The sequence below is a fragment of the Streptomyces sp. 8N616 genome (assembly GCF_052246385.1).
Classification (GTDB): domain Bacteria; phylum Actinomycetota; class Actinomycetes; order Streptomycetales; family Streptomycetaceae; genus Streptomyces.
Genome location: NZ_JBQQBY010000001.1, coordinates 339690 through 356137 on the forward strand (window position 1 = coordinate 339690; position 16448 = coordinate 356137).

A 16448-nucleotide genomic window follows, 5' to 3' on the forward strand; every position below is an offset into this window, starting at 1 on the left:
GACGGATCGACACGCGGGCGCTGCAGCGCCTCGATGCTCAGCGGCGGCAGCGGGACCCGGGGGCCGTACCACCTGCCGAGTTCGCCCGCCCCGATGCGCGGCTCGGTCCGTGTAACCGCGACCGGACCGGGCAGCCGCACCATGCCATAAGGCCGGCGGGCGGGCGCGGGGGACGGGAGGTTCGACGGATCGCTCACACCGGGGTCAACGAACCGGAAAGCGGCGGGTGTCGGTCACGATCGACCGATCCTGTGGAATTCAACCAACCCCCCTGTCGGATCACGTCACACGGGCCTACGATGCCGAATCCGGTGCGTGATCAAGCTCACCCCAGCAGCAAGCCGCAACGACCAAGCTCCGTCAACCGAGTTCAACCGAGCCGCATCCACGGGAGATCCCTTGTACACCGACCCGAGTCCCGCAGGGGAGGGAACGCCAGGCGCCGAGCCGTACCGCGAAGTGCAGGCGAGCCCCGAGTTCGCAGAACTGCGCCGCACCTACCGCTCCTTCGCCTTCCCCCTCACGGTGGCCTTCATCGTCTGGTACCTGCTGTACGTCCTGCTGTCCAACTACGCGGGCGGCTTCATGGGTACCAAGGTGCTCGGCAACATCAACGTCGCCTTCGTCTTCGGCATCGCCCAGTTCGCCACCACCTTCCTCATCGCGTGGTGGTACTCGCGGCACGCCGCCGCCAAGCTCGACCCGCGCGCCGAAGCCATCAAGTCCCGCCTGGAGGGCGGCGAGGCCACCACGTCCCGCCTGGAGGGTGACGCATCATGAGCCCGACGATCCAGCTCGCCGCCGAGGGCGCGGGCGAGCACCGCGGCCTCATCATCACGCTCTTCGCGGTCTTCGTCGCCGCGACCCTCGGCATCACGGTGTGGGCCGGGCGCCAGACCAAGGGAGCGGAGGACTTCTACGCGGGTGGGCGCCAGTTCAGCGGCTTCCAGAACGGCCTCGCGATCTCCGGCGACTACATGTCGGCGGCGTCCTTCCTCGGTATCGCGGGCGCCATCGCCATCGCGGGCTACGACGGCTTCCTCTACTCCATCGGCTTCCTCGTCGCCTGGCTGGTGGCCCTGCTGCTGGTCGCCGAACCCCTGCGCAACTCGGGCCGGTTCACCATGGGCGACGTGCTCGCGTACCGCATGCGGCAGCGCCCGGTGCGTACGGCCGCGGGCACCTCCACCATCGTGGTGTCCATCTTCTACCTGCTGGCCCAGATGGCCGGCGCCGGTGCCCTGGTCTCGCTGCTGCTCGGCATCACCAGCGAGACCGGGAAGATCCTCATCGTCGTCCTCGTCGGCGTCGTGATGATCCTTTACGTCTCCATCGGCGGCATGAAGGGGACCACCTGGGTGCAGATGGTCAAGGCGGTGCTGCTGATCGCGGGCACGCTGCTCATCACGTTCCTGGTGATGCTCAAGTTCAACTTCAACATCTCCACCCTTCTCGGGGCGGCGGCCGAGAACAGCGGGAAGGGGGCCGCCTTCCTGGAGCCTGGCCTGAAGTACGGGGTCAGCGCGACCTCGAAGATCGACTTCATCTCGCTCGGCATCGCGCTGGTGCTCGGCACCGCGGGCCTGCCGCACATCCTGATCCGCTTCTACACCGTGCCCACGGCCAAGGCCGCCCGGAAGTCGGTGAACTGGGCGATCGGCATCATCGGCGCCTTCTACCTGATGACCCTCGCCCTGGGCTTCGGCGCGGCCGCACTGATCAAGCAGGAGACGATCATCGCGTCCAACCCGGCGGGCAACACGGCGGCTCCGCTGCTCGCCCAGGAGATCGGCGGCGGCGCGGACTCGACCGGCGGCGCGATTCTGCTCGCGGTGATCTCGGCGGTGGCCTTCGCGACGATCCTCGCCGTCGTCGCGGGACTCACCCTCGCCTCCTCGTCCTCCTTCGCGCACGACCTGTACGTGAACGTCATCCGCAAGGGCCAGGCCTCGGACAAGGAGGAGGTCGCGGCGGCGCGCTGGGCGGCCATCGGGATCGGGGCCGTGGCGATCGTCCTCGGCGTCTTCGCACGCGGTCTCAACGTGGCGGGCCTCGTCGCGCTCGCCTTCGCGGTCGCCGCGTCCGCCAACCTGCCGACCATCCTCTACAGCCTGTTCTGGAAGCGGTTCACCACCCAGGGCGCGCTGTGGTCCATCTACGGCGGTCTCGCCTCGTCCGTGCTGCTGGTGCTCTTCTCGCCGGTCGTCTCGGGCAAGGAGACCTCGATGTTCCCGGGCGTGGACTTCCACTGGTTCCCGCTGGAGAACCCGGGCCTGATCTCGATCCCGCTGGGCTTCCTGCTCGGCTGGCTCGGCTCCGTCCTGTCCAAGGAGCAGCCGGACGAGGGCAAGTACGCGGAACTGGAGGTCCGCTCCCTCACCGGATCGGGAGCCCACTGAGCAGCTCGGTCGCCGAGCAGCTCGGTCACCCTCCGTGCGCGGCCGCGTCGTAGGGATCTACGATGCGGCCGCGCCGCTGCTTGTGGCATCGGGCCGATGCTGATGTCACAGCCGTCGCGTAGGCTCGAGAAATCGCAAGAACTGCTGCTGCCGGAGCGGGGAGGGCCCAGTGCTCATTGACACATACGGTCGCGTGGCCACCGACCTGCGCGTATCGCTCACCGACCGGTGCAACCTCCGCTGCACCTACTGCATGCCGGAGGAGGGCCTGCAGTGGCTCGGCAAGAGCGACCTGCTCACGGACGACGAGATCGTCCGGCTGATCCGTATCGCGGCCACCGACCTCGGTGTCACGGAGGTCCGCTTCACCGGCGGCGAGCCCCTGCTGCGCCCCGGACTGGTCTCCATCGTCGAGCAGTGCGCCGCCCTCGAGCCGCGCCCCAAAATGTCGCTGACCACCAACGGCATCGGCCTCCAGCGCACCGCGCGGGCCCTGAAGGACGCGGGCCTGGACCGGGTCAACGTCTCGCTGGACACCCTCAGGCCCGACGTCTTCCAGGCCCTGACCCGCCGCAAGCGCCACCAGGACGTGCTGGACGGACTCGACGCGGCCCGCGCCGCCGGCCTCACCCCGGTCAAGGTCAACGCGGTGCTGATGCCGGGGCTCAACGACGACGAGGCCCCCGACCTGCTCGCCTGGGCCGTGGAGCACGACTACGAGCTGCGCTTCATCGAGCAGATGCCGCTCGACGCCCAGCACGGCTGGAAGCGCGACGGCATGATCACCGCAGGGGACATCCTGGCGAGCCTGCGCACCCGCTTCGACCTCACCCCCGAGGGCGAAGAGGTCCGCGGCTCCGCGCCCGCGGAGCGCTGGCTGGTCGACGGCGGCCCCGCCCGGGTCGGAGTCATCGCTTCCGTCACCCGCCCGTTCTGCCGGGCCTGCGACCGCACCCGGCTCACCGCGGACGGCCAGGTCCGTACGTGCCTGTTCGCCAGGGAGGAGTCGGACCTGCGCGGTCCGCTGCGGTCCGGCGCGGGCGACGAGGAGATCGCGAAGCTGTGGCGGCTCGCGATGTGGGGCAAAAAGGCCGGTTCCGGTCTGGACGACCCGTCCTTCCTGCAGCCCGACCGTCCGATGTCAGCGATCGGCGGCTGACTTCCGCTCCCATTCCTCGAACGGCACGACGTCCTTCAGGAACCCCCGTACGCCGAGGAACTGCGACAGGTACTCGCGGTGCTCCTCGCAGGCCAGCCAGGTCTTCCGGCGCTCCGGCGAGTGGATCTTCGGGTTGTTCCAGGCCAGCACCCACACCGCGGCGGCACGGCAGCCCTTGGCCGAGCAGATCGGTGATCCGGCGTGCGAGGTGTTCGATTCGGCGTTCACAGGCACCAGTAAACAGGGCCCGGACATGGCGACGCCGGGCAGCCACGGGGGGAGCCGCCCGGCGTCGGTCCGTCGCTCCGACGGGGGATGCGGAGCGCGTACGCAGTATGTCACGGGGGACCCTGGCCAGTGCACTGGATCCACACGATTGATCTGAGCTTTTCTTGAGCTTTGCAGACTGCGGTCACACCCGCCCGGAATCAGCTCTGGTCACGCGACCGCTCGTTCTCCTCGGCCCCTGTCGTCTCCGGGACGCGCTCGTGCGAGCCGTCCTCCGAACCGGAGCCCAGCATGCGCCCGGTGGGCGTCGTGATGAAGGAGTCGGGGACTGAAGGGGCGTTCTCCCGGCCCGCGTTGGCGATCACCACGGCGATATACGGCAGGATGAAACCCAGCACAAGGGCGACGATCGCCACATGCCGTTCGACGTTCCACAGCGCCACGGCCAGCAGGAACGACACGGTGCGGACGGTCATCGAGATGACATAGCGCCGCTGCCGGTGCCGCACATCGTCGGCCAGCCCCGCGCGCGCCCCGGTGATCCGGAAGACCTGGGGGCCGCTGTGCTTCCGCATCCGCTCCACCACCTGCGACTCAAGCCGGTCCCGCCCGGTCCCGGACACCTCCACCGTACGCCGCTGGTCAGCCGCGTACGAGACCGGGCCGGGCGGTGCGGCGCCGCTGCCTCTACAGCCCCTTCAGCTCGGCGATCTTCCGCCCCGCCTTGAGGTAGACGCTGCCCGATCCGGCGGCGAGACCGGCGTCGGCGAGGGTCTGGGCCACGGCCTCGGCGAGCGGCCGGGTCGCCGCGGCCTCGTCCAGCACGAACGCCTGCTGGCCGCCGTCCGCCTCGACGACCAGCCGCAGGCCGTTCTGCTTGGCGATCCGGCGGGCGGCCGACGCGCTCGGGGTGAACTCCAGCACCCTCGTCAGCACCGACGCCACGCTCTCCGCGCCGTGCTGCGCGGCGTCGACCGACGGCAGCGACCCGACCTCCGTGAAGCTCTTCTTCGAGAACTGCGCGACGAAGCCCGCGCGGGCCGCCATCGCGGAGTCCACGTCGTAGAGCGCGGCCACGACCTCGCCCGCGAGGACCTTCTTGAGATCCATGGGGTGGAGCGACCTGTCCTCGATCCGGGACAGCGCGAGCGTGATCTCCTCGTCGGTCCACTCGGTCCAGGCCTTCAGGTACGGCTCCATCAGCCGGTCCGGCACGGACATGATCTTCCCGAAGACATCGTCGGCTGACGCGGTCAGACCCACATAATTGCCCTTGGACTTGGACATCTTGGCGCCGGTGCCGTCCGTGCCCTCGATCAGCGGCATGGTGACGACCAGCTGCGGCTGCTGGCCCTTCAGTTCCATCAGCTTGCGGCCCATCTGCAGGTTCAGCAGCTGGTCCGCGCCGCCCAGTTCGACATCGCAGTTCAGCGCGACCGAGTCCAGCGCCTGGGCGATCGGGTAGAGCAGCTCCGACATCGTCAGGCCCGAGCCCTCCGCGAGCCGGTTGCGGAAGTCATCGCGCTGCAGCAGCTGCGAGGCCGGGACCTGGGCGAGCAGGCCCAGCAGCTCGGGGAAGGTGTACGGCGCCAGCCACTCGCTGTTCTGCCGGAAGGACACCTTCTCGAAGTCGAAGAACGGCCGGACCTGCTCGCGGTAGCCCACGAGGTTCCTGGCGATGTCCTCGTCGGTCAGCGGCGGGCGCTCCGCCGTACGGCCCGACGGGTCGCCGATCTTGGCCGTGAAGTCGCCGATGAGCAGGGTGACGTCGTGGCCCATGCGCTGGAAGCGGTTGAGGACGATCATCGGCACCACGTGTCCGAGGTGCACATCGGCCCCGGTCGGGTCGATGCCGAGCTTGATGCTCAGGCCCTTGCCCTGCGCCCGGCGCTCCTCGATCCGCTCGGCCAGCTTGGCGACCGCGGGCAGCACCTCGACCGTGCGGGCGGCGATCAGCTCCGCCTGCTCCTTCGCCGGCAGGTCCGACAGGTCGAGATAGCGCCTCGCCTTCGTCTCCGTGAGCAGCAGCTCCACGGTCTTGTCGGAGGAGAGGTCCTGCGCCAGAAGCTCACTGGTGCGCTGTACGGAGTCGCCGAGCCGTGTCATGACCGGCATTCTATTTGGTCATTCATGAGGTCAGACGCCCTGGCTGACGGAGCTCATATTGAAGTCCGGGATGCGCAGGGCGGGCATCGCGGCCCGGGTGAACCAGTCGCTCCACTCGCGCGGCAGCGTCCGCTCGGTGCGGCCTGCCTCGGCGGCCCTGGACAGCAGGTCCACCGGCGACTCGTTGAACCGGAAGTTGTTGACCGCGCCGGTGACCTCGCCGTTCTCCACGAGGTAGACGCCGTCCCGGGTCAGCCCGGTGAGCAGCAGCGTCGCCGGGTCGACCTCCCGGATGTACCAGAGGCAGGTCAGCAGCAGCCCGCGCTCCGTACCCGCGACCATCTCCTCGAGCGAGCGCGCCCCGCCCGCCTCCAGGATCAGATTGTCGATGGCGGGCGCCAGGGGCAGGCCGGTGAGCCCCGCGGTATGCCGCGTGGTGAGCAGCCGGTGCAGCTCGCCCTCGCGCAGCCACTCGGTCGGCCCGAGCGGCAGGCCGTTGTCGAAGACCGACGACTCGTCGCCCGAGGAGTGCGCCAGCACGAAGGGCGCCGACTCCAGGCCCGGCTCGCCCGGGTCGCTGCGCAGCGTCAGCGGCAGCTCCGAGAGCTTCTCGCCCACGCGTGTGCCGCCGCCCGGCCTGCTGAAGACGGTACGGCCCTCGGCGGCGTCCCGCGCCGACGACGACCACATCTGGTAGACGAGCAGGTCGGCCACGGCCGTCGGCGGCAGCAGCGTCTCGTACCGGCCCGCGGGCAGGTCCACCCGCCGTTCCGCCCAGGCCAGCCGCTGAGCGAGCTCCGCGTCCATGGCCCCCGGGTCGACGTCCGTGAAGTCGCGCGTCGCCTGACCCGCCCACGCCGAGCGCGTACGGTCCGCGGACTTGGCGTTCAGCTCGAGCGTGCCGCTGGGCTGGTCGTGGCGCAGCCGCAGCCCGGTGGAGGTGCCGAGGTAGCTGGAGACGAGCTCGTGGTTGGCGAATCCGTACAGCTCCCTGCCTCCGGCGCGGGCCCGCGCGAAGGCCTCCCCGAGCGCGGGCGCGAAGGCCGAGAAGACCTCGGAGGAGGTCTCGGCGGGCGCGTCCGTGAAGTCGGGCGACGCGGGGACGCCCTCGACGAGCGGCTGGGCATCCTCGGCCGGGCCCGCGTCGCGCGCCGCCGCCTCCGCGGCCCGCACCAGCGGCTCCAGCTCGTCGACGGTGACGGCGGTCCGCGAGACGACACCGGACGCGGTGCCCTCCGCGCCGTCGACGGTCGCGATGACGGTGAGCGTACGGCCGCGGGTCACGCCGTTCGTCGTCAGCGCATTGCCCGCCCAGCGCAGATTGGCGGTCGACTCCTCGTCGGCGATCACCACGCAGCCGTCGGCCCGGGACAGTTCGAGGGCGCGCTCGACGACCTCGTGCGGCTTGGTCACAGCGGTCATCGTCCGGCCTCCTGCGTGGTGTTGAGAATGTTGACGCCGCGGAACAGCGCGGACGGGCAGCCGTGCGAGACGGCCGCGACCTGTCCCGGCTGGGCCTTGCCGCAGTTGAACGCGCCGCCCAGCACGTACGTCTGCGGGCCGCCGACCGCCGCCATCGAGCCCCAGAAGTCGGTGGTCGTGGCCTGGTAGGCGACGTCGCGCAGCTGGCCCGCGAGCCTGCCGTTCTCGATCCGGAAGAAGCGCTGGCCGGTGAACTGGAAGTTGTAGCGCTGCATGTCGATGGACCACGAGCGGTCCCCGACGACGTAGATGCCCCGCTCGACCCCGGCGATCAGCTCCTCGGTGGACGGGCCGCCGGACGCGGGCTGCAGCGAGACGTTCGCCATCCGCTGTACGGGGACGTGGGCGGGGGAGTCGGCGTACGCGCAGCCGTTGGAGCGGTCGAAGCCGGTGAGGCGGGCGATCCTGCGGTCCAGCTGGTAGCCGACGAGCACCCCGTCCTTGACCAGGTCCCAGGACTGGCCGGCCACGCCCTCGTCGTCATAGCCGACGGTGGCGAGCCCGTGCTCCGCGGTCCTGTCCCCGGTCACGTTCATGATCTCGGAGCCGTACTTGAGCTTGCCCAGCTGGTCGAAGGTGGCGAACGACGTGCCCGCGTACGCCGCCTCGTACCCCAGGGCCCGGTCGAGCTCCGTGGCGTGGCCGATCGACTCGTGGATCGTCAGCCACAGGTTCGACGGGTCGACGACCAGGTCGTACGCGCCCGGCTCGACGCTCGGCGCCCGCATCTTTTCGGCCAGCAGCTCAGGTATCTCCGCCAGCTCCGCGTCCCAGTCCCAGCCGGTGCCCGTCATGTACTCCCAGCCGCGCCCCACCGGCGGGGCGATGGTCCGCATCGAGTCGAACTCACCGCTCTCCGGGTCGACCGCGACCGCCGTGAGCTGGGGGTGCAGCCGTACGCGCTGCTGGGTGGTCGAGGTGCCGGCCGTGTCCGCGTAGAATTTGTTCTCCTGCACGGTCAGCAGCGAGGCGTCCACGTGGTCGACGCCCTCGGCGGCCAGCAGCCGCCTGCTCCACTCCGCCAGCAGCGCGCTCTTCTCGGCGTCCGGTACGTCGAAGGGGCTGATCTCGTACGAGGAGACCCACGTCCGGTCCGCGTGCACCGGCTCCTCCGCCAGCTCCACCTTCTCGTCCGACTCCGCGGCCGCGATCACCTGCGCCGACAGCCTCGCCATGGCCACCGCCTGCCCGGCGACCCGCGCCGCCGCGTCCGGCGTCATGTCCACGCCGGAGGCGAAGCCCCATGTGCCGCCGTGCACCACCCGCGCCGCATACCCCAGGTCCGTGGTGTCGGAGGAGCCCGCGGGCTTGGCGTCCCGCAGCCGCCATGAGGCGCTGCGCACCCGCTCGAAGCGGAAGTCGGCGTGGTCGGCGCCCAGCGAGCGCGCTCGCGCGAGCGCCGCGTCGGCGAGCGCGCGCAGGGGCAACGCCGTGAAGGACTCGTCGATGGAATGGGGCACGGCATCCTCCCGTAGTCGTCGCCCCCGATCATGTCCTGTCGCCGCGGCGACCGCACGGAGATTTCTGTAGGGACCCGACAGTGTGTGTCGGATGCCCCTGTCGGGCCTCGATTCTCCGTAACGGGCCGGGGACCGATAGTTTTCGTGGTACCTGACCACGAGTGAAAGGGTGATCCGTTGAGCCGCTCGGTTCTCGTCACCGGAGGAAACCGGGGCATCGGCCTCGCCATCGCCCGCGCCTTCGCCGATTCCGGCGACAAGGTCGCCATAACGTACCGCTCGGGTGAGCCGCCGGAGGGCTTCCTGGCCGTCAGGTGCGACATCACCGACCCCGAGCAGGTCGAGCAGGCCTACAAGGAGATCGAGGAGCGGCACGGCCCGGTCGAGGTGCTGGTGGCCAACGCCGGCGTCACCCGGGACCAGCTGCTGATGCGGATGACCGAGGAGGACTTCCAGGCCGTCCTCGACACCAACCTCACCGGCACGTTCCGTGTGGTCAAGCGGGCCAACCGGGGCATGCTGCGCGCGAAGAGGGGCCGCGTCGTCCTGATCTCCTCCGTGGTCGGGCTGCTCGGCTCGGCGGGCCAGGCGAACTACGCCGCGTCCAAGGCGGGTCTGATCGGCTTCGCCCGCTCGCTCGCCCGCGAACTCGGTTCCCGCAACATCACCTTCAACGTCGTCGCGCCCGGATTCGTCGACACCGATATGACCAAGGCGCTCACCGACGAGCAGCGGCAGAACATCGTCGGCCAGGTTCCGCTTGGCCGGTACGCGCAGCCCGAGGAGATCGCCGCCACGGTGCGCTTCCTCGCCTCGGACGACGCCTCGTACATCACTGGAGCCGTCATTCCGGTTGACGGCGGATTGGGCATGGGTCACTGAACGATATGAGTGGAATCCTCGCCGGCAAGCGCATCCTCGTCACCGGGGTCCTCACCGACTCCTCGATCGCCTTCCACGTCGCCAAGCTCGCTCAGGAGGAGGGCGCCGACGTCGTCCTCACCGGCTTCGGGCGGCTGAGCCTGGTCGAGCGGATCGCCAGGCGGCTGCCCAAGCCCGTACCGGTCATCGAGCTGGACGTGCAGGACAAGGAGCACCTGGAGAGCCTGGCCGCCAAGGTCAGCGAGCACTTCGGGCCCGACGCCTCGCTCGACGGCGTCGTGCACTCCATCGGTTTCGCGCCGCAGGACGCGCTCGGCGGCAACTTCCTCAACACCGGCTGGGAGTCGGTCGCCACGGCGGTCGAGGTCTCGGCGTACTCCCTCAAGGCGCTGACGATGGCGCTGCTTCCCCTTATGGAGAAGCGCGGCGGCTCGGTCGTCGGCATGGATTTCGACGCGCAGGTCGCCTGGCCGAAGTACGACTGGATGGGCGTGGCGAAGGCGGCGCTGGAGTCCACCTCCCGCTACCTCGCCCGCGACCTGGGTGAGAAGAACATCCGCTGCAACCTCATCTCCGCGGGCCCGATCAAGTCGATGGCCGCCAAGTCCATCCCGGGCTTCGAGGAGCTCGCGGAGGTGTGGGACACCCGTGCCCCGCTGAAGTGGGACCTCGCCGACCCGGAGCCGGCGGCGCGCGGCGTCGTTGCGCTGCTCTCGGACTGGTTCCCGAAGACCACCGGCGAGATCGTGCACGTCGACGGCGGCCTGCACGCGATCGGCGCCTGACCCCTCGCGCACGACGCGACGCCCCGGCCCTTCATGGGACGGGGCGTCGCCCGTTTTCCGGCCCGGGTCACTCACCACCGCTCAGGCACTTGAGCGCGTAGCTCGCCGCCTCGGCGCCCGCCGTGTCCGCGTCCCCGGCCCTGATCGCGTCCACCAGCCGCGCGTGGTCCATATGCCGCTCCGGGCGCAGCTCCCGGCCGACGTCGCTGCGCAGCCAGTCGCGCAGCACATCGCCCAGATCCGCGTAGAGAGCCGTCATCACCTCGTTGTGCGAGGCGGCCACGACGGCCAGGTGCAGCGTCGAGTCGGCCGTGACGAACGCCTCCGCGTCCCCCGACTCCCATGCCTCCTCGCGCCGCTGCAGCAGCGCGTCGAGCTGCTTGAGGTCGCGCTCGGTGCGGCGCTCGGCGGCCAGCCGCGCGGCGGCGGACTCCAGCGTGCTGCGCAGCTCGGCGATGTGGCGCGGGTCGGCGTCGGCGAAGCGCCGGTGCATCACCCCGGCGAGCTCGCTGGTGGCGACGACGTACGTGCCCGAGCCCTGCCGGATGTCGAGCAGGCCGTTGTGCGCGAGGGCGCGCACGGCCTCGCGGACCGTGTTCCTGGCCACGCCCAGCTGCTCGACCAGTTCGGGCTCGGTCGGGATCCGGGAGCCGACCGGCCACTCGCCCGAGGTGATCTGGTTCCGCAGCGCCGTGATCACCTGGTCGGACAGCGCGGAGCGGCGGGTGGTGGTCAGCGGCATGGCTCTCCAGGCGAGGGACGCGTCGTCGGATACGGCGGCATCGGATACATCGTAAACAGATTGGACAGGCAATCATCCCATGATTCTATGATGGCTGGCATGGCCGACGACGAGACCCAGACGATGACCCGCGCCCGTGGCCGTACGACCTCCCGTACCCGTACGAGAGGGAGCGCGGCCTCGGAGGCGGCAGGCGCCGCGGGGGCGCTCTCCGGCCGGCTGACCTGGCTCGTGGTCGTCGGGCTCGTCCTGGCCGCCCTCAATCTGCGCCCCGCCATCACCAGCCTCGGCGCGCTCCTGGAAGAGGTCCGCGCCGGCCTCGGCATGAGCGGCAGCGTCGCCGGGCTGCTGACCTCCGTGCCGCCGCTCTGCTTCGCCGTGTTCGGCGTCGCGGCGCCCCGTCTCGCGCGCCGCTGGGGCCCGGGCGCCGTCGTGTGCGCAGGCATGGCCGCCATCGCGGGCGGACTGCTGATACGGCCGTGGGCCGGGGGCACAGCCGGCTTCCTCGCCGCCAGCGCGCTCGCCCTCGCGGGCATCGCCGTGAGCAACGTCCTCATGCCGGTGATCGTCAAGCGCTGGTTCCCCGACCGGGTCGGCTCGATGACGGGCCTCTACTCGATGGCCGTGGCCCTCGGCACCGCGCTCGCCGCGGCCGTCACGGTCCCCATGGCCGAGTCCGTGGGCGGCAGTTGGCGCACCGGGCTCGCGCTCTGGGCGGTGCCCGCCGCGCTCGCCGTACTGCCCTGGCTGCCGCTGATGCGCGACCGCGGCGGCGCATCGGAACGGGCCGCGGAACCGGTGGCGGAACCGGCGGCGGGATTGGCCGCGGAACCGGTGGCGGGATCGGCCGCGGAACCGGCCACGCCGCGCCCGCAGGATCCCCCCGTCCGGATCACCCGTAGCCCCACCGCTTGGGCGCTCGCCTGTTTCTTCGGCCTCCAGGCCACCGCGGCGTACATCACCATGGGCTGGCTGCCGCAGATCTTCCGGGACGCCGGAGTTCCCGCCTCCACCGCCGGGGTCCTGCTCGCCACGACCATGGGGCTCGGCGTCCCGCTCTCCTTCGTGCTGCCGCAGATCGCCGCCCGCATGCGTCACCAGGGGCTGATCGCCGTCGCCCTCGGCGTCTGCGGCCTCTCCGGCTACGCGGGCCTCTCCTTCGCCCCGGCCGCGGGCGCCTGGGCCTGGGCGCTGCTCCTCGGGGTCTCCAACTGCGCCTTCCCGCTGGTCCTCACACTGATCGGGATGCGCTCGCGGACCGGCACCGGAGTGGTACGGCTGTCCGCCTTCGTCCAGAGCACCGGCTACCTGATCTCCATTCCGGGGCCGCTCCTGATCGGCGTGCTCTACCAGCACAGCGGCGGCTGGGGGCTGCCGATCGCGCTGATGACCGCGCTGATGGTGCCGCAGATCGCGCTGGGCGTCCTCGCCGGGCGCAACCGGGTCGTCGAGGACGAGTGCGGGGCGGCCACGGGCTGAACGCGCCCAGAGGCCCGGACCGTATGACCCGCGGTGCCGGGCCGCACGACCCGCGGTGCCGGGCCGCACGACCCGCGGTGCCGGGCGGCCCGGCGAGGGTGCGAGACTGGTCCGCATGCCAGTGCTCGACCCGAACCCGCAGAACAGCCACAAGAAGTTGCTCACCATCCTCGGTGTGATGCTCCTCGTCACCGTCGTCATCGGCGTGATCGCGACGATCGCCTCGCCCTGAGCGGACAGCGGACAGCGGACAGCGGGCAGGGGTGGGGGTAGGGCCGGCACCACCTCCCCCTAGGGGGCCAGGGTCAGGGTGAAGTGGGTGGATCACCGGATGGGCCCGGCCGCCCCCGCTCCGTAGGTTCATCGGTAACCGCGAAGGAGCGGTGGACGCGGCCGTGGCAGGCGGCCGCGTCGCCCCACCCGACCCACGGAGGCGTCCCCATGTCGGCCCGTACGCAGAGCTGGACCACCCCGGCGCGGGGCTCGTACGAGATGCGGCTCCCGTGGTGGGCCATCGCCCTCCCCGCCATCGCCTTCGCCGCGCTGCTGCTCCTCATGGCAGGCTCGTCCGGCGCGCACGCCGCGGTCGGCTCCGAGCCGGGACTCGTCCACGTACTGGACCGGGTCCAGGAGGTTCTGCTCCACCGGAGCCGGTGAGCCGGTGAGGCTCCCGGGCTGGTCGGGGCGCGGACGCGCGGGTCGCAGCGCGGATCATCCGCCGCGGGGAGGGTCTCAACACCCCGCGCCAGGCCGCAGGTTTCATGCGAAGCTGGGACGCATGAGCGTCGCTGCAACTTCCCCGGAAAGCAACCCAGGAACCTCGGAGACTCGCCGACTCGTTCTCCTCCGGCACGCCAAGGCCGACTGGCCGCAGGTGTCCGATCACGACCGTCCGCTCGCCGAGCGTGGCCGGAAGGAATCTCCGATCGCGGGCCGCTGGCTCGCAGGCACCGGCATCAGCCCCGGCCTCACCCTCTGCTCGACCGCAGCCCGTACCCGCGAGACCTGGAAGCTCGTCGTGCACGAGCTGCCGCAGCGGCCCAAGACCGTATACGAGGAGCGGCTGTACGAGGCATCCCTCGGCGAGCTCATCGCGCTGGTGAACGAAACCCCCGACGACGTGCGGGATCTGCTGCTCGTCGGGCACAACCCGGGCATGCACGCGCTGGCCGACGCCCTCGCGGGCGAGGCGGAGGGGGACTCCCGGGCGCGCATGAGCCGGGGCGGCTTTCCGACGGCGGCGATAGCCGTGGTCGGCTTCAACGGCTCGTGGAAGTCCGTGGAGCACGACGTGGGGAAGCTGCTGGAGTACTGGGCGCCGCACGACTAGGCCACGGTCGGCCCTGCTGGGCCACTACTGGCACGGAGACGGTGGGCCCCGGCGCGGAAGCCGCGCCGGGGCCCTTCTGTATGTGTCCGCTCTCTGTGCGTCTGCGTGGTGACCGCGTGCTGACCGCGCGGTGTTCGTGCGTTCAGTCGGCGTGGGTCTCCGCGGCCTCGACCTCTTCGCGCGTGATGCCCAGCAGGTAGAGCACGGTGTCGAGGAAGGGGACGTTCACGGCGGTGTGCGCGGCCTGGCGGACGACCGGCTTGGCGTTGAAGGCCACGCCGAGGCCCGCCGCGTTCAGCATGTCCAGGTCGTTGGCGCCGTCGCCGATGGCCACGGTCTGGGCGAGCGGCACCCCCGCCTCAGCCGCGAACCGGCGCAGCAGCCGGGCCTTGCCCGCCCGGTCCACGACCTCGCCGACCACCCGGCCGGTGAGCTTCCCGTCCACCACCTCGAGGGTGTTGGCGGAGGCGAAGTCCAGGCCGAGCTTGTCCTTGAGGTCGTCGGTGACCTGGGTGAAACCGCCCGAGACGACGCCGACTTGGTAGCCGAGGCGCTTCAGCGTGCGGATGAGGGTACGGGCGCCCGGGGTGAGCCGGACCTCGGCACGCACCTTGTCGACCACGGACGCGTCGAGGCCTGCGAGCAGCTCCACGCGCGCGTGGAGCGACTGCTCGAAGTCGAGCTCGCCGCGCATCGCGGCGGCGGTCACCGCGGCGACCTCGGTCTCGACGCCCGCGTGTGCGGCGAAGAGTTCGATCACCTCGTCCTGGATGAGGGTCGAGTCCACATCCATGACGACGAGACGCTGCGCGCGGCGCTGGAGGCCCGAGGAGACGACCGCGACGTCCACGCCGCGGGCGGCGGCTTCGATGGCGAGGGCGGTGCGCAGGGGCGAGGTCTCGGCGCCCGAGACCTCGAACTCCACGGCTGTCACGGGATACTTCGCCAGCCGGAAGATCCGGTCGATGTTGCCGCCCGCCTCGGTGATACGGGCGGCGATCGCGGCCGTCGACTCGGCGGTCAGCGGGTGCCCGAGCACGGTGACGTGCGAACGGCCCGTGCCGCGGGGGCGGTTGTCGCCACGGCCGGAGATGATCTCCGCCTGCAGCTTGAGCGACTCGGCCCAGTTGTGGACCGTGGCGCGCAGCTCACCCTCGGTGACGCCCTTCGCGGCCGGTGCCGTGACCAGGGCGCACAGCACGATCCGGCCCCGCGTGACGACCTGCTCGATGTCGACGACGTCGACGGAGAACGTGGCGAGGGTGTCGAAGAGCCCGGCCGTGATGCCCGGGCGGTCCTTCCCGAAGATCTTGACGAGGAGGGTGGGGACGTCGTCGCCCGGTATTGCGGTGGCAGGCGGGACGGGGGGCGGCTTCTGCGATGCGGTCATGGTTCTTCCACCGTATCCGCACACGCGCGCCCCTGGCGCACCAGTCCCGCACTGCGGACGCCGGCGGGTGCGGTGGGGCCCCGCCGGGGCCAGGCGGGCACCCGGGGCTGGTGTCCGGCTCGCGCGCCCCATGGGCGCAACCTGCGCCTCCGCGCCGGGCGGAGCAGGACGACGGGCGGCGCCCGCGCGCAGGTCCCGCCGGAGGCCGCGGCTGCGCCCTGCAGCCCCCGCCCCATGGTGCGCAACCTGCGCCTGCGCGCCGGGGGGAGGACGACCGACGATGAGGAGGGCCGGGTGTCGGCAGCGCCTGTGCCTCCGCACGCGGGGAGGACGGCGGGCGGCGCCCGCGCGCAGGTCCCGCCGGGAGGCCGTGCGGCGGCGTCGGTACGCCCGGCGACGCCCCCGTCGTCCTGTCCCCGCGCCTACGGCGCGGATTTCCCACCTGCCCGCCGTGAAAAGTGCGGGTGGGTGGGAAATCACCGGTGGCGCGAAGCGCCCGGTCGAGGTGCCGGTGGAGGTGCCGGTGGGGGGTGCGCGGTGGAAGCGGCCGGTGGGAGGCGGCTGGCTGGAGGCCGGCCCCGGCCTGGCTGGTCCCGGGGCCGGCGGGTGCAGCCGGCCCCGTACGGCACCTTGCCGATGGCGTGATATCGACGGCAGCCCGGCCCCCACGCGCTCCGCGGCGAACACCGCCACCTCTCCCGCCGGGGTCACCCGCCGTTCACCGCGAGCCCCACGGCCGCCGCCGCCGTGGAGCCCGACGACCCCACCGCAGCACGCCCCCACGCTGCCCGCCATCGCAAGGAACGACCAGCTCACCGCAGGTCGACCGAGCGCAGCAGCACACCGCACCAGCGGCATCCCTCCTCCGACTCGCACACATCACAACGCCCACCCATTACGGCAATTGCCCCGATTACTCGTGACCCATGGCTATCCGTGGACAGTTGCTACTCTCCGATCGGTTTTGGATGCGTCAACAGCGCGCGGGCGCGGACTTGTCATGGCC

At 71.2% G+C, this 16448-nt stretch carries 16 protein-coding genes; 9 read left to right on the forward strand and 7 right to left on the reverse strand.

Going from position 1 to position 16448, the window contains the following annotated elements; all coding sequences use genetic code 11:
* The first annotated feature begins 399 nt into the window (after positions 1 to 399).
* The 3 genes from ACTWQC_RS01495 (at position 400) to moaA (ending at position 3558) form a co-directional block, all read left to right on the forward strand.
* A complete protein-coding gene (locus ACTWQC_RS01495; RefSeq protein WP_443313605.1) occupies positions 400 to 780 on the forward strand; it encodes a DUF485 domain-containing protein in 381 nt (126 codons plus the stop codon).
* Positions 777 to 2399, forward strand: coding sequence for a solute symporter family protein (locus ACTWQC_RS01500; RefSeq protein ID WP_443313606.1), 1623 nt, complete (start codon positions 777 to 779; stop codon positions 2397 to 2399). Before ACTWQC_RS01495 ends, ACTWQC_RS01500 begins: the two co-directional genes overlap by 4 nt.
* A gap of 169 nt (positions 2400 to 2568) precedes the next feature.
* Positions 2569 to 3558 (forward strand): GTP 3',8-cyclase MoaA, encoded by a 990-nt coding sequence (gene moaA / locus ACTWQC_RS01505; protein ID WP_443313607.1) that lies wholly within the window; start codon positions 2569 to 2571, stop codon positions 3556 to 3558.
* Here moaA and ACTWQC_RS01510 read toward each other — a convergent pair.
* The 5 genes from ACTWQC_RS01510 to ACTWQC_RS01530 all read right to left on the reverse strand — a co-directional run bounded on the left by ACTWQC_RS01510 (position 3541) and on the right by ACTWQC_RS01530 (position 8834).
* Positions 3541 to 3813, reverse strand: a complete 273-nt coding sequence (locus ACTWQC_RS01510; protein ID WP_443313658.1) for a hypothetical protein — start codon at positions 3811 to 3813, stop codon at positions 3541 to 3543. The genes moaA and ACTWQC_RS01510 overlap by 18 nt on opposite strands.
* 173 nt (positions 3814 to 3986) lie before the next feature.
* Positions 3987 to 4361 (reverse strand): DUF3099 domain-containing protein, encoded by a 375-nt coding sequence (locus tag ACTWQC_RS01515; RefSeq protein WP_443313608.1) that lies wholly within the window; start codon positions 4359 to 4361, stop codon positions 3987 to 3989.
* Positions 4362 to 4473: 112 nt separating this feature from the next.
* The gene (tyrS, locus tag ACTWQC_RS01520) at positions 4474 to 5892 is read right to left on the reverse strand and encodes a tyrosine--tRNA ligase (protein WP_443313609.1); all 1419 of its coding nucleotides are present in this window, start codon (positions 5890 to 5892) and stop codon (positions 4474 to 4476) included.
* A 30-nt stretch (positions 5893 to 5922) separates the two neighbouring features.
* Positions 5923 to 7314, reverse strand: a complete 1392-nt coding sequence (locus ACTWQC_RS01525; RefSeq protein ID WP_443313610.1) for a metallopeptidase TldD-related protein — start codon at positions 7312 to 7314, stop codon at positions 5923 to 5925.
* Entirely contained in the window at positions 7311 to 8834 is a 1524-nt protein-coding gene (locus tag ACTWQC_RS01530) for a TldD/PmbA family protein (RefSeq protein WP_443313611.1), read from the reverse strand. The genes ACTWQC_RS01525 and ACTWQC_RS01530 overlap by 4 nt, the downstream gene beginning before the upstream one ends.
* A 177-nt stretch (positions 8835 to 9011) precedes the next feature.
* Between ACTWQC_RS01530 and fabG the strand changes: the two genes are divergently transcribed.
* Both fabG and fabI read left to right on the forward strand, forming a co-directional pair.
* Positions 9012 to 9716 (forward strand): 3-oxoacyl-[acyl-carrier-protein] reductase, encoded by a 705-nt coding sequence (gene fabG, locus ACTWQC_RS01535; protein ID WP_443313612.1) that lies wholly within the window; start codon positions 9012 to 9014, stop codon positions 9714 to 9716.
* A gap of 5 nt (positions 9717 to 9721) precedes the next feature.
* The gene (fabI, locus tag ACTWQC_RS01540; protein WP_443313613.1) at positions 9722 to 10501 is read left to right on the forward strand and encodes an enoyl-ACP reductase FabI; all 780 of its coding nucleotides are present in this window, start codon (positions 9722 to 9724) and stop codon (positions 10499 to 10501) included.
* Positions 10502 to 10568: 67 nt separating this feature from the next.
* On the opposite strand, the gene ACTWQC_RS01545 is transcribed toward fabI, so the two are convergent.
* Positions 10569 to 11243: a FadR/GntR family transcriptional regulator gene (locus ACTWQC_RS01545; protein ID WP_443313614.1), complete on the reverse strand. Its 675-nt coding sequence runs from the start codon at positions 11241 to 11243 to the stop codon at positions 10569 to 10571.
* A 99-nt stretch (positions 11244 to 11342) separates the two neighbouring features.
* Here ACTWQC_RS01545 and ACTWQC_RS01550 point away from each other — a divergent pair, with 99 nt between their 5' ends.
* From ACTWQC_RS01550 to ACTWQC_RS01565, 4 genes are all read left to right on the forward strand, one after another.
* Positions 11343 to 12722 (forward strand): CynX/NimT family MFS transporter, encoded by a 1380-nt coding sequence (locus ACTWQC_RS01550; protein WP_443313615.1) that lies wholly within the window; start codon positions 11343 to 11345, stop codon positions 12720 to 12722.
* A 115-nt stretch (positions 12723 to 12837) separates the two neighbouring features.
* Entirely contained in the window at positions 12838 to 12954 is a 117-nt protein-coding gene (locus tag ACTWQC_RS01555; protein WP_443313616.1) for an SGM_5486 family transporter-associated protein, read from the forward strand.
* Between the two features lie 209 nt (positions 12955 to 13163).
* Positions 13164 to 13379, forward strand: coding sequence for a hypothetical protein (locus ACTWQC_RS01560; protein WP_443313617.1), 216 nt, complete (start codon positions 13164 to 13166; stop codon positions 13377 to 13379).
* 121 nt (positions 13380 to 13500) lie between these two features.
* Positions 13501 to 14052, forward strand: a complete 552-nt coding sequence (locus ACTWQC_RS01565; protein ID WP_443313618.1) for a SixA phosphatase family protein — start codon at positions 13501 to 13503, stop codon at positions 14050 to 14052.
* 142 nt (positions 14053 to 14194) lie between these two features.
* On the opposite strand, the gene serB is transcribed toward ACTWQC_RS01565, so the two are convergent.
* Positions 14195 to 15442: a phosphoserine phosphatase SerB gene (serB, locus tag ACTWQC_RS01570; RefSeq protein ID WP_443313619.1), complete on the reverse strand. Its 1248-nt coding sequence runs from the start codon at positions 15440 to 15442 to the stop codon at positions 14195 to 14197.
* Positions 15443 to 16448: the final 1006 nt, after the last annotated feature.

Coding starts and splice junctions, on each gene's coding strand:
- ACTWQC_RS01500 (WP_443313606.1), top strand. CDS start 777: ATGAGCCCGACGATCCAGCTCGCCGCCGAGGGCGCGGGCGAGCACCGC.
- ACTWQC_RS01510 (WP_443313658.1), bottom strand. CDS start 3,813: ATGTCCGGGCCCTGTTTACTGGTGCCTGTGAACGCCGAATCGAACACC.
- ACTWQC_RS01515 (WP_443313608.1), bottom strand. CDS start 4,361: ATGCGGAAGCACAGCGGCCCCCAGGTCTTCCGGATCACCGGGGCGCGC.
- tyrS (WP_443313609.1), bottom strand. CDS start 5,892: ATGACACGGCTCGGCGACTCCGTACAGCGCACCAGTGAGCTTCTGGCG.
- ACTWQC_RS01525 (WP_443313610.1), bottom strand. CDS start 7,314: ATGACCGCTGTGACCAAGCCGCACGAGGTCGTCGAGCGCGCCCTCGAA.
- fabI (WP_443313613.1), top strand. CDS start 9,722: ATGAGTGGAATCCTCGCCGGCAAGCGCATCCTCGTCACCGGGGTCCTC.
- ACTWQC_RS01545 (WP_443313614.1), bottom strand. CDS start 11,243: ATGCCGCTGACCACCACCCGCCGCTCCGCGCTGTCCGACCAGGTGATC.
- ACTWQC_RS01550 (WP_443313615.1), top strand. CDS start 11,343: ATGGCCGACGACGAGACCCAGACGATGACCCGCGCCCGTGGCCGTACG.
- ACTWQC_RS01555 (WP_443313616.1), top strand. CDS start 12,838: ATGCCAGTGCTCGACCCGAACCCGCAGAACAGCCACAAGAAGTTGCTC.
- ACTWQC_RS01560 (WP_443313617.1), top strand. CDS start 13,164: ATGTCGGCCCGTACGCAGAGCTGGACCACCCCGGCGCGGGGCTCGTAC.
- ACTWQC_RS01565 (WP_443313618.1), top strand. CDS start 13,501: ATGAGCGTCGCTGCAACTTCCCCGGAAAGCAACCCAGGAACCTCGGAG.
- serB (WP_443313619.1), bottom strand. CDS start 15,442: ATGACCGCATCGCAGAAGCCGCCCCCCGTCCCGCCTGCCACCGCAATA.